14 protein-coding genes are annotated in these 13,129 nt (G+C 28.2%); 11 read left to right on the top strand and 3 right to left on the bottom strand.

Features of this window, described 5'->3' with window-relative positions:
• Positions 1–13: 13 nt before the first annotated feature.
• Complete coding sequence (locus BHW04_RS09530; RefSeq protein WP_022211100.1) at positions 14–847, top strand: CvfB family protein; 834 nt, start codon at positions 14–16, stop codon at positions 845–847.
• Positions 848–916: 69 nt separating this feature from the next.
• Here BHW04_RS09530 and BHW04_RS09535 read toward each other — a convergent pair whose 3' ends face one another.
• Positions 917–1,408, bottom strand: a complete 492-nt coding sequence (locus BHW04_RS09535) for a restriction endonuclease (RefSeq protein ID WP_022211101.1) — start codon at positions 1,406–1,408, stop codon at positions 917–919.
• Positions 1,401–1,955, bottom strand: coding sequence for a restriction endonuclease (locus tag BHW04_RS09540; protein WP_302631016.1), 555 nt, complete (start codon positions 1,953–1,955; stop codon positions 1,401–1,403). Before BHW04_RS09540 ends, BHW04_RS09535 begins: the two co-directional genes overlap by 8 nt.
• Before the next feature lie 263 nt (positions 1,956–2,218).
• On the opposite strand from BHW04_RS09540, the gene BHW04_RS09545 reads away from it, so the two are divergent.
• From BHW04_RS09545 to BHW04_RS09570, 6 genes are all read left to right on the top strand, one after another.
• Entirely contained in the window at positions 2,219–2,605 is a 387-nt protein-coding gene (locus BHW04_RS09545) for a hypothetical protein (RefSeq protein WP_302653278.1), read from the top strand.
• 80 nt (positions 2,606–2,685) lie between these two features.
• Positions 2,686–3,108 (top strand): YaaR family protein, encoded by a 423-nt coding sequence (locus BHW04_RS09550; protein ID WP_302623494.1) that lies wholly within the window; start codon positions 2,686–2,688, stop codon positions 3,106–3,108.
• A gap of 21 nt (positions 3,109–3,129) precedes the next feature.
• A complete protein-coding gene (locus tag BHW04_RS09555) occupies positions 3,130–4,845 on the top strand; it encodes an ABC transporter ATP-binding protein (RefSeq protein ID WP_302699448.1) in 1,716 nt (571 codons plus the stop codon).
• 227 nt (positions 4,846–5,072) lie between these two features.
• Positions 5,073–5,387, top strand: coding sequence for a thioredoxin (trxA, locus tag BHW04_RS09560; protein ID WP_186834816.1), 315 nt, complete (start codon positions 5,073–5,075; stop codon positions 5,385–5,387).
• A gap of 16 nt (positions 5,388–5,403) precedes the next feature.
• A complete protein-coding gene (locus BHW04_RS09565) occupies positions 5,404–6,264 on the top strand; it encodes an NAD(P)/FAD-dependent oxidoreductase (RefSeq protein ID WP_022211107.1) in 861 nt (286 codons plus the stop codon).
• A 108-nt stretch (positions 6,265–6,372) separates the two neighbouring features.
• Complete coding sequence (locus BHW04_RS09570; protein ID WP_302699449.1) at positions 6,373–8,301, top strand: HIRAN domain-containing protein; 1,929 nt, start codon at positions 6,373–6,375, stop codon at positions 8,299–8,301.
• Positions 8,302–8,348: 47 nt separating this feature from the next.
• On the opposite strand, the gene BHW04_RS09575 is transcribed toward BHW04_RS09570, so the two are convergent.
• Entirely contained in the window at positions 8,349–10,253 is a 1,905-nt protein-coding gene (locus BHW04_RS09575) for an NAD(+) synthase (RefSeq protein ID WP_302699450.1), read from the bottom strand.
• Positions 10,254–10,683: 430 nt separating this feature from the next.
• Between BHW04_RS09575 and BHW04_RS09580 the strand changes: the two genes are divergently transcribed.
• From BHW04_RS09580 to BHW04_RS09595, 4 genes are all read left to right on the top strand, one after another.
• Complete coding sequence (locus BHW04_RS09580) at positions 10,684–11,112, top strand: NfeD family protein (RefSeq protein WP_022211110.1); 429 nt, start codon at positions 10,684–10,686, stop codon at positions 11,110–11,112.
• 1 nt (position 11,113) lies between these two features.
• Positions 11,114–12,052, top strand: a complete 939-nt coding sequence (locus BHW04_RS09585) for an SPFH domain-containing protein (RefSeq protein ID WP_302631356.1) — start codon at positions 11,114–11,116, stop codon at positions 12,050–12,052.
• Between the two features lie 126 nt (positions 12,053–12,178).
• On the top strand, positions 12,179–12,679 hold the full coding sequence (locus tag BHW04_RS09590) for a GNAT family N-acetyltransferase (RefSeq protein WP_302699451.1): 501 nt from the start codon (positions 12,179–12,181) through the stop codon (positions 12,677–12,679).
• A gap of 221 nt (positions 12,680–12,900) precedes the next feature.
• Entirely contained in the window at positions 12,901–13,116 is a 216-nt protein-coding gene (locus BHW04_RS09595) for a hypothetical protein (protein ID WP_308779218.1), read from the top strand.
• Positions 13,117–13,129: the final 13 nt, after the last annotated feature.

The raw sequence follows: 13,129 nt of genomic DNA on the forward strand, positions 1-13,129 counted from the left end.
TTAGGAGGTCTACATGTTAAGAATAGGCGAGTATAATAAAATGAAAGTTGATAGAGAAAAAGACTTTGGATTTTATTTAAGAGAATTAGATGGAAGAGCTGAAGTACTACTTCCAAAATCATTACTAGAAGGAAATAAAGTAAGTGTTGGTGATGAAGTAGAAGTATTTATATATAGAGATTCAAAGGATAGAGCTTTAGCTACATTTAAAAAGCCTTTAGCAAAGGCTTTTGACGTTGCGTATTTAAAAGTTGTACAACAAAGTGAATTTGGTGCATTCATAGATTTCGGTTTAGATAGGGATATTTTTGTTCCTCTAAAAGAGCAAAGATATAAATTACATACTGGTAAGAAATATTTATTCTATATTTATGTAGATAAGACAGATAGATTAGCAGCAACAACTGAAGTTGAAAATTACATAGAAATTGGTGAAGGATATAAAGTAGGTGACGAAGTTACTGCAATGGTATATTCAAAAACACCAGCTGGAACTTTAAATGTTGCCATAGATGGAAAATATAAGGGGTTAGTATTACCAAATGAATACTATTTCGAAGTTCATCCAGGTCAAGAAATGAAATTAAGAGTTAAAAGAGTATATGAAGATGGCGTAATTGGTTTAACACCTAGAAAGACAAGATTAAATGAAAGAGATGCCCTTCAAGAAAAAATTGTTAAATATATGAAAAAAAATGGAGGGTTTATGACTTTCAATGATAAATCAAGCCCTGAAGATATAAAAATAACTTTTGGAACAAGTAAAAATTACTTTAAAATGGCTTTAGGTGGATTAATGAAAAAAGGATTAATAGCACAAGATGCAGAGGGATGTAGATTATTATAGTTTATGAAAAAATATAGGTAAATCAGAAAAGTTGATTTACCTATATTTTTATATTAATTATAAATTAAATTATTTAGGGTGATTAATGCTATACTTTAAATCATCACCAGAGATAATTTGAATATAGTAATCATTAGGGATAGAAGAAAGAGAATCTTTAATAGTTTTGCTTATTTTACCTGTAGTCACTACAATTCCTTTATGAATATTATCTAAAACCATGGAGCCTAACAAAGAATCAATATCATCTTTAGTAAGACTTTCAGTACTAGATGATTGCTTACAAAGTACATAAAATGTATTTTGATCTTTAGTGCATACTATATCTTGTGAATGACATTGAGAGTTTGAACAAGTAACAATATTGCTAAAGTTGTTATTATATAAAAAATCACAAGTCCAAATTGCAAATTCATCCTTGGTTAATGAGCACATGTAATTTAAGATATCTGTGGATTCAACGTATTCCTTTTTTAGCTTATAAATGATATAGATATTTTTAATAAGCTTACCGATAAAAGGAGAGATAAGTATCAAAAATATATAAATATAATCAAACATATTTAGCCTCCTTAGAAGTAATTCCATTTAAATTTCTAATAAATCTGCTAAGTTCATAGCCATCTATCAACTTAATTTTAAAAGAAGAATTATTATTGAAGTTATTGACAGTTTCAATATAATCAGTATTAAAAACTGAATTAGTAAATAAAAATCCATTTTTACATTGATGCTTTACCATATTAGCAATAAATATATCAAGCCAAGGTTTATTTGTTAAATCAGATTCTTTATTTCTGTAGGAAATAAGAGAAATATAAATATTATCTTCGTTTAAGTAACAGGTTAAAGATGGGGCTGAAATATCAGAATTCTTAATAACTCTGATATCTTTATATCCTTTTTTGGTAAGATAAGTATTTACCAAGGATAATAAATTACAAGAATCAATATCCATTAAGTCTTTAATAGATAAAAATCCTTTACTTTTTTGCATATCATTAATTTCTTTAATTATTGAATGCTGTTTTAATTGAAGCAAATAATTAATAATTTTTATAATAAAGAATAAAGAAAAAAATATTATTAAATAAATTAAAAATTTCATAAATATATCACCTCTTAGTTTGTAGTATATCCGTAAAAATAATCTATTATACATATAATGGATTATTGAATAACTAATTTTTACAAATTTTGTTTATTCAACAACTTAATATATAAAAGAAAAAGATAAAAAAATATTAAAAGTGATAAAAATAAAAAAATATTTGAATATTTTTGTTAGAAAGTTATAATAGATATAAGACTAAAAAAAATATATATAAATTGATTGACAATTTTTTATCAATTAAAGTAGTGGAGGAAAGTATGGGAAAGGTTGTTAAATCTACTATAGTTATTTACGACGATTTTAAAAATATACTTATTGCAGAAAGGGGAAAAGGAAAGAACACTCCAAAGCAATGGGGGTTATTTGGGAAAGAATTAAAGGGAAAAGAAACAGCAGAAAGAGCTATAATAAAAGCTGTAGATAAAGATATAAAATGTACTATCTTTGATTTAGAGAATTTTAAGGAATATAGTGCTAATGAAAATGGTGATGAAACTATTCAAGTTTATACAGGAACAGTAAGAGAGTATATCACTACACATAAAACAATTAACACTGTAAGATGGATAGGAAAAAAAGATATAGAACAGTATAATTTTTCTCATGAAGATTTAGAAATTATAAAAGAGTATTTTTCAATATAAATAAAAGCTTAAGATGGCATAGCACATATGTATCTTAAGCATTATTTATATAAAAAATAAGTAAACAGAGGGTGAATAATATGGAGATTGGAAGAATTCAAAGAGGAAATGCATTAACTCAGGAAGTAAAAGTATCAGGGAACAAAAAGGATTTTTCCCAAAGTTTTAATCAAGCTAGAGACAGGCGTTCGCAAGAACAGCTTAAGCAGCTTATTGATGATATAAAAAAGAAAGGTAATAGGCTTGTGATAACAAAGACTTATATAGATGTAGTAAATTACAAAAAGATGATTAAGGAGTATCTAGAATCTGTATTGAAATATATGTATGAAACTAAAAAAGATATAAGCTTTTGGCAAACTCAATATTTTATCACAGTAAATACTATAGATGGAAAGCTTGAGGAATTAACATCTGCATTTTTAAATGGAGAAATGGAAAATATAAATATTGCAGCAACTGTTGATGAGATACAGGGGTTAGTGGTAGATATTTATAGATAAATAAAATACGGGAGAAAATTAATGTTAAAAAATTTTATAAAATTTTATAAACCATATAAAAAATTATTTTTTTTAGATTTGTTGGTGGCGACCATAGCATCGGTATGTGAATTAATATATCCAATGCTTACAAGAACATTGATTAATGAAACTATACCTAATAGGAATATAAGAACTATAGGTGTATTTGCAGTAGTTTTAATTATATTATATTTAATCAAAGCAGCATGTGCATATTTTATGCAATATTGGGGACATGTAGTTGGTGTAAGAATGCAGGCGGACATGAGAAAGGAGCTATTTAATCATTTAGAAAGGCTTCCTAATAAGTATTTTGATAATACCAAAACCGGTGAAATAATGAGTAGAATGATTAATGATTTAATGGAGATTTCTGAACTTGCTCATCATGGTCCGGAAAATATATTTATTTCAGCAATAATGTTTATTGGTTCATTTATAATATTAGCAGGAATAAATATAAAGCTTACTCTTATCATATTTACAGTGCTTCCTGTTATAGTTATTTTTACCTTATATCAAAGAAAAAAGATGAAAAAGGCTTTTATGCAAACGAGAATTGAAACAGCGGAAGTAAATTCAACTTTAGAAAATTCCATAGCAGGAATTAGAACATCTAAGGCTTTTTTAGGACAGAAGTATGAAGAAGAAAAGTTTGAAAAGGGAAATGTTAGGTTTAAGGAAGCAAGAGAAAAAGCGTACAAGGTTATGGCAGAATACTCTTCGGGAGTGAATTTTGGACTAGATCTTTTAGATTATGTAGTTTTAATAATTGGTGGACTATTTACTTATTATGATTTAATAAATCTTGGAGATTTCTTAGCATATGTATTATATATAAAATTATTTAAGCAACCAATAAAAACTATAGTGGACTTTATGGAACAATATCAAAATGGTATGACAGGATTTAAGAGATACCTTACCATTATGGAAGAGGAAGAAGAAAAAGAAGGTAATGAAAACCTAAGAGAGGTTAAAGGGAAAATTACTTTTGATAATATTCATTTTAGTTATGAAGATAATAAGGTGTTAAATGGATTAAGTCTTAATATAGAAGCAGGAAAAATGCTTGCGTTAGTTGGACCTTCTGGTGGTGGGAAAAGTACTTTATGTAATCTTATACCAAGGTTTTATGATGTTGATGGAGGTGATATATTAATAGATAATAAGAGTATTTATGATTTATCACTAGAATCATTAAGAAGCAATATTGGTATTGTACAGCAAGAAGTATTCCTATTTACTGGAACTATTAAGGAAAATATTAAATATGGTAAGCAGGATGCAACTGATGATGAAATAATAGAAGCTGCTAAAAGAGCTAATATTCATAAGTTTATTATTAGCCTTCCAGATGGATATGATACTTTCATAGGAGAAAGAGGAGTCAAGCTTTCTGGAGGACAGAAACAAAGGTTATCCATTGCTAGAGTATTTCTTAAGAATCCTCCAATATTAATTTTAGATGAAGCTACTTCTGCTTTAGATAATGTGACAGAATTCTTAATACAAAAATCTTTAGAAGAATTATGCAAGGGAAGAACTACAATTGTAGTTGCTCATAGGTTATCTACTATTAAAAATGCAAATGAAATAATAGTGCTTACAGATAAGGGTATTGAGGAGAGAGGAAACCATGAAGAACTATTAAGAAAAGACGGAATATATGCAGAATTAAATAAATATGCAGAAAAACATAAGAGTATCAGCTAACTTAAAAAATTAGGATAAAAAGGTTGACATATAATATTTAGATGTATATCTATGTGAAAGATAAGTTTTAAATATAGAGGGTGTTTCACTTTTTTTACGGCATTAAGTTTAAAATAAAATTATATTGCATAGAATAATGATGTATAAATAGTGTATTGACTTATTTATAAAGTAGTTGTAGAATTTAAACAAGGAAATACCCCATGGGGGTACAAGGAGGATTTAAAATGGTAGAACATATAAGTGAAAATGATTTTGTATCTAAGGTAGTAGAATTCGATGGGATTTCAGTAGTAGATTTCTGGGCTGAATGGTGTGGTCCATGTAAGATGATAGGACCTATATTTGAAGAAGTTGCAGGAGAATTAACAAATGCTAAGTTTGTTAAAGCTAATGTAGATGAATGCCCTAATTTAGCTGGTAAATATAGAGTTGCAAGTATTCCAACAATAATGGTATTTAAAGATGGTGCTCCAGTTGATACTTTAGTTGGATTTATGCCTAAAGATCAATTAAAGAATGCAATAGCTAAACATCTTTAAGATATAGAGGTGCTAAGTGGAAAGAGTCGATATTGCTATAATTGGAAGTGGGCCAGCAGGATTATCAGCAGCATTAAATGCAAAGATTAGAAATAAAAGTTTTATTGTATTTGGGAATAATAATTTATCAAATAAGATAACTAAAGCATCAAAGATAAATAATTATTTAGGTTTTTATGGTGTTACAGGAAAAGACCTAGCGGAAAAATTTAAAGAACATGTAGCTTCAATGGATATTAAAATTACTGAAGAAAGAGTTAATAATATTTATGCAATGGGTGAATATTTTGCTCTTATGGTAAATGAAAAAATGTATGAAGCTAAAGCTATTATTTTAGCCACTGGAATGGAAGTTGGTAAGACTTTAGAAGGTGAAGAAAGACTGCTAGGAAAAGGTGTAGGATATTGTGCAACTTGTGATGCACCTTTATATAGAGATAAGGTTGTAACTGTCATAGGATATAATAAAGAAGCTGAAGAAGAAGCAAATTATGTTAGTGAATTAGCTTCTAAAGTAAACTATGTTGCTATGTATAAAGATGAATATGATCTTAAAGATGACATAGAAGTAGTAGTTGATAGACCGTTAGAAATACTAGGAGATACAAAAGTAAATGCTGTTAGATTTAAAGATAAAGAAATTGAAAGCGATGGAGTTTTTGTATTAAGAGATAGTATATCACCTGGACAGCTTGTTCCAGGGCTACTGATGGAAAATGGCCACATTAAAGTTGATAGAACTATGGCTACAAATATACCAGGATGTTTTGCAGCTGGAGATTGTGTTGGAGTACCATACCAATATATAAAATCAGCAGGTGAAGGTAATATTGCTGCTTTAAGTGCAGTTAAATATTTAGATGGATTAGCTAAATAATATATTATTTAAAGATAGGTTGTCGTTAAAATTATTTAATGATAACCTATTATTTTTGTGAATATATGTTACAATTATACATATATGGTGTAAAAAGGGGGAAGAGATATGGTTGTAAATAAATTATATAAAAATTTAATGGAACATTGGAATAAATATGGATATAGCGTTTATAAAAATCAGGATTTAAGTGAAGCGGGTAAAAATGATTGTGAAGAATTATATCTAAATGACCCTCTAGAAGCAGAAGTGAAAAATCAGTTAGCTACAGAACTTATTGAGATGTTCTTTGGAAATAATGATAGACAATATGTTGATGATGATATAATAAATTATTTAAATAGTAATCCTTTAGTAAGATATTATTTTGCCTTTGAAGAAAAATTAAATGTTTATATTAAAGAAGGATTAATAAGTAAGAATAATATTTTTTCAGCAGCACAAAATTATTTATTAGATAGTGATGATGTTGAAGGAATAAAATTTGCGTTATCACTGTTGAGATATTGTGCCAATGAAGAGGCAGAAGAAATATTAAAGGCTTTTTCAAATCATAATGAATTTATCTTTTACTGTATAGAAGGCCTTAAGGAATATGATAAATGCAATAGCATAATTTTTGAAATAGCAAAAGCATCAAGAGGTTATGGCAAGATAATGGCCATAACTAATTTAGAATATATAAATGAAGAAATAAAGAAATGGGTAATTGAAGCAGAAGCAGATAATGAAATGTTGGAGACTGTCCTTGTGGCAATGACTTATAATAATGATTATTATATTGAATACTTCTTTGGTGATGAATATACAGAAGAAAAGTATAATTTATTGACTAAAAAGCTGAAAGAATTGTACACATTAAAAGGATTTTTTATTGAACACATAACTATAGATATAGTATATGGATATTGGAATTATTATAGAAAGTTTGGTAAGAATTTTAATTCTCTATATGTAATGTGTGAATTATTATCATTATTTTTAAAGGAAGATAAAGATGATGTACAGCTGATGGAAGTGATATCAATGTCATCTGATGATAAGATAAAGATAGAGGAAATGAAGAATATTATAATGAGTGACAATAATGATGGCGTTATTAAGAGGGCGCTTTCTGATGAAAGTAGTGATGTGGATGAAATAGTTGATATAGCATTAGCTATAAATGTATGTCTTCAATATGGCGATTTTGAAGAACGATTATGGAAGGATTCGTCACAAGTTAGCATTTACAATTATATTATGACTGAATGTGATAAAGAATCAAAAGAAAAGCTTATTGAGTTTGCAAAAGTATATTTGGATATAGATAGGGTCACAGGAGGAGCGGAACCTTTAGATGAGGAAAATCTAGATTATAGATATATTGTTGATAGCTGTTTATATTTAATTGTGTCATATATGGATGAACTAAAAGATAAATATATTGATATAAACATAAAGGCTTTAAGTGCAAGATATACTCCAACTAGACGAGCAGCACTTAATAATTTAAGGGGCATAAATTATGAATATTTAAACAACTATATTCATATTATTGAAGGGTGTTATAAAAGAGAAGTAAATAAGGAGCTTAAGCAAAGTATTATAAGATTTTTAGATGGACTTAATAGCAAAAAGAAAAGGCAATATGAAAACATTGGTGATGTAAGGGTATCTCCATATACAAAAGATGCATTTTTAACTATAACCAAGGTGGAAGATATGGATAAATTTGATTTGACCATTGTAGAAAATAAAATAAGATCAGGAGCATTAGTTTATTTAAAGAGGGATAAGGATAATGCTGAAGCTGAAAATGCTATTATGGTGTTAACAGAAAAGGGATATTTACTAGGTTATGTATCAAAAGAAAATAATTATATATTAAAAAATTTAATGGATTGGGGTAAAATCTTATATGGACAGATAAAGAAAGTAGATGAAGATTATAAGTCTATGGAAATAAAGGTATATTTAAGTTATGTTGATGTAATGAGAGAAGTTAAGGATACATTTAATATGGTAACAGATCAATCAATGGGATATTTAAATTAAAAGATATGTAATTAAAAATGACGGATAGCAATCTCCGTCATTTTTAATTATCTAAAGCTTTTAAATGAAGCATCTGAAGGCATTCTCCAGTCTCCTCTTGGGCTAAGCGAGATAGAACCAACCTTTGGACCATCTGGAAGGGCACTTCTCTTAAATTGTTGAGTAAAGAATCTGTAAATAAACTTATCTAGCCATTTGGCAATTTCTTCTGGAGAGTAATCATCCTTAAAGGCCACTTCTGCTAAGAATTGAATTCTTTCTTTTGAAGAACCATGTTTAATAAAATGATATAGGAAGAAATCATGTAATTCATAAGGTCCTACTATATCTTCAGTCTTTTGAACAATGTCTCCATCCTTTCCTTTTGGAAGAAGTTCAGGGCTCACAGGAGTATCTAATATATCTAAAAGAGTTTCTTTAACTTCTTCAGTAGATTCCTTTTCTGCCACATATTTTACAAGATATCTTACTAAAGTCTTAGGAATTGACGGATTTACTGAATACATGCTCATATGATCTCCATTATAAGTACACCATCCAAGGGCAAGTTCAGATAAATCACCAGTACCTATTAATAATCCGCCTTCCTTGTTGGCAAGATCCATAAGTATTTGAGTTCTTTCTCTAGCTTGAACATTTTCATAAGTAACATCATGAATATCTTTATCATGACCAATGTCTTCAAAATGTTGCAGAGCAGCTTTTACTATATTAATTTCTCTTAAATCACAGTTTAATTCTCTGCAAAGAGTTAAGGCATTGTTATAAGTTCTATCTGTAGTACCAAAGCCTGGCATTGTAATGGTAATTATGTTTTCATGGTTTATTCCAAGCATATCAAATGTTTTCACTATTACAAGAAGAGCTAAAGTTGAATCAAGACCTCCTGAAATACCAATGACAGCTTTCTTTAAATTAGTGTGTTCAAGACGTTTTGCTAAAGCTGAACATTGTATATTGAATATTTCCTTACATCTTTCATCTCTTGCAAGAGGATTTGAAGGAACAAAAGGATGTTTATCCACATATCTGTCAAAGTTAGTAATTTTAGTGTTTTTAAAGGAAAAATCTATAGTTTTTATATTAAAAGGTAAAAGCTTGTTCATATCTCTAAAGCTTAGATTTTTTAGCCTTTCAGAATTTAATTTAAATAAATCAATAGATGTTGTAATAACTTCGTTATTTCTTTGGAATCTTTCATTTTCTTTTATTATTGAGCCGTTTTCAGCAACTATTAAATGACCACTAAATAGTAAATCAGTAGTAGATTCATGAACTCCGCTTGATGAGTATAAATAAGCTCCAAGGCATCTAGCACTTTGATTTTCAATAAGTGATAATCTATAATCTTTTTTACTTACCAGTTCATTAGAAGCTGAAGGGTTACCAATAATATTAGCACCAGCTATTGAAAGGTATGAACTAGGTGGAATTGTTACCCATAAATCCTCGCAAACTTCCACACCAAATCTTGCTTCGCCAGCTGTAAATATTAAGTTTGTTCCAAAAGGAATATTATCTTGGAAAGGTAATGATGTGGTTTCATCAATTACGTTAACACCTTCAGTAAACCATCTTTTTTCATAAAATTCACTATAGTTAGGTATATATGATTTTGGAACAATCCCCAATATTTTACCGTTAAATATCATATAAGCACAGTTATATAATATATTATTATGTAAATGAGGTGCTCCTATGGTTATAAGCATATCTTTGTAAAGAGAGTGTTCAACTATATTTTTGATACCGTTTATAGAGGCATTTAATAAAGCAGAGTTTAAAAATAAGTCACCACATGTATAAGAAGTTACAGCAAGTTCAGGGAATACTAAGTACTTAACTTCTTTATCATAAGCTTCATCAATACATAAATTTATATTTTCTACATTAAAATCAACATCTGCAACTTTGGTTACAGGACATGCAGACCCTACTTTTATAAAATTCATAATATCATCTCCGTTATTTTAAATTTTAAATAAATTAAGTGATTCAATTTCTCCATAAGAGTCTGTCTCTTATCTTTAGTATTATATTATCTAACTAATAAAATACATAAGCGGAGGTTTGTTTCATATATAATGATAAAAGGAAAACCTTAGAAAATCAATGATTTATATTGTGTAATGTGGTTAAAATATAAGATAAAATGCTAAAATAAGGAATATAAATAAAAAGTATATAGAAATATTAAAAGAGTTAATAAAAAACTTATTTAATAATAAAAAATATCTTGATAAGTGTTAAATAGTATGATAATATAAGAATATACCAGTTAATGGTAAAGATAATATACTATTTTATACCAATATGATATATAATTTAATATAACAAAAGATAAATAAATAATAGATTAATGGTTGAAAGGGGGAATAATTAGTGTTTGAAATAATAATTTGGTTATTAATTGCATTTTTAGTTGTAGTAATAGATATAGTAACTAGCAGCTTTATATTTATGTGGTTTTCCATTGGGGCAATTGTAGCAATAATTTTATCATTACTAGGACTAGCAATAAAAATACAAATACTTGCATTTTTGATTATAGGAATTGCTATGGTGTGTGTAGGATACCCATGGGTAAAGAAAAAATTTAAAGTTGAAAAGAATCATATACCATTGATGGAACAAACTTATATTGGAAAAATAATGATAGCAGAAAAAGATATTGATGAAAAAAGTGAGATAAAGGTAAGCGGTATATATTGGACAGTTATTAATAAAGGATCTAAGATCAATAAAGGTGATAAATTTGTAATTACAGGTATTGAAGGGAATAAATTAACTGTAAAATTAAAGGAGGATTAATATGGGATTAATAGTTTTAGTAATAGTACTTGCAATAGTATTGTTTGTAGTATTATCATCAGTAAAAGTAGTAAACACAGGATATTTGTATGTGGTAGAAAGGTTAGGACAGTTCAGTAGGATACTTGAGCCAGGTTGGCATTTTATTATTCCAGGCATTGATTTTGTTAGAAAAAAAGTTTCAACTAAACAACAAATTTTAGATGTACCACCACAATCAGTAATTACTAAGGATAATGTTAAGATTTCAGTTGATAATGTTATTTTTTATAAAATGCTTAATGCAAAGGATGCAGTTTATAACATTGAAGACTATAAATCAGGTATTGTTTATTCAGCAACAACTAATATAAGAAATATATTAGGTAACATGACACTAGACGAAATACTAAGCGGAAGAGATTTAATCAATCAAAACTTATTAAGCATCATTGACGAGGTTACAGATGCTTATGGTATTAAGATACTATCAGTAGAAATTAAAAATATAATTCCACCAGAAGAAATACAAGAAGCTATGGAAAAACAAATGAAAGCTGAAAGAGATAAGAGAGCTATGATCCTTCAAGCAGAGGGGTTAAGACAATCTCAAATTGAAAAGGCAGAAGGTGAAAAACAAGCTAAAATATTAGCTGCAGAAGCTGAAAAACAAGCTAATATTAGAAGGGCTGAAGGTTTAAGAGAATCTCAACTTCTTGAAGCAGAAGGTAAAGCTAATGCTATTGAACAAATTGCTAAAGCAGAATCAGAAGCAATTATGAAAGTTAACCAAGCTATTATTAACTCTGGTACTGATGAAAGAGTTATAGCACTTAAACAAGTTGAAGCTCTTAAAGAAATGGCTAATAATCCAGCTAATAAGCTTATATTACCAAATGAGACCTTATCATCATTAGGTAGTATTGCTGCCATTGGAGAAATGCTTAAAAAAGATAAATAATAAATTATGTTAATTAAGGAACTCTTGTGAGTTCCTTTTTTAGTTACATTATCATTGAAAAGGTATTGAAATATAGATATAATAACAAGTAATTGAAAATATGTAATATTTTATAAGGTGGTAAAAATGAATATTAGAAAGATTAAAATGGAAGATGCAAATAGTTATTTAGAAATGCTTTTAAATTTAGATAAGGAAACTAAATTTATGATGTTTGAACCAGAGGAACGTTCTAATAGCATTGATATAGCAAGAAGAAAAATAGAAAACACCATAAAAGGTGACAATTTAATTTTAGTAGCAACTGAAGGCACTGAGATAATTGGTTTTCTTTCAGTGGAAAGAGGGGTACCTAGAAGAATTAGACATACTGGCTATGTTGTTGTTGGCATACGAGAAAAGTATAGGGGCATGGGAATTGGCAGTAAATTATTTTCAGAACTTGATAAATGGGCTAGAGAAAATAATCTAACAAGGCTTGAACTTACTGTTGTTTCTTCTAATATAGTAGCTAAACATCTTTATGAAAAGAATGGATTTGAAATAGAAGGCACTAGAAAGAATGCAATGATTATAGATGGTAAATATGTAGATGAATACTATATGGCCAAGCTTTATGAAGATTAATGTTATTTCATAAAAAGCTTATCTTCAGTTTTAGCAGTTTTAATTTATTATATTCTACTGTATAATTATGTATAAAATGTAAAAGTAAAGAGGGGTGGGGATTTAAATGTTAGATAGAATTGTAATGTATTTAGTGCAAGCTAGGTACTATTTAGAAAGTTCCCTTGCTATAGGTTGAAGAAGATAAGATGAAAGATGAATATATCTTACAAGTGCGGAATATGTGTAAGATATTATATCCTCTTAATATTAATATAGATTATTTTCCAACCAATTTTATTGTGAAAGATGAAGTGCTTTGGTATATAGATTATGAGTGCAATGAATATATGGAGCAGTGGAATTTTGAAAACTGGGGAATAGAATACTGGTCTAAAACTAAAGACTTTAGGGAATATGCTCTAAAAGATAAAAAGGAAAAAAATAATATGGAATAAAGGGGAGGAATAA

It is taken from the genome of Clostridium sp. 29_15 (assembly GCF_001916075.1).
Classification (GTDB): Bacteria; Bacillota; Clostridia; order Clostridiales; family Clostridiaceae; genus Clostridium; species Clostridium lentum.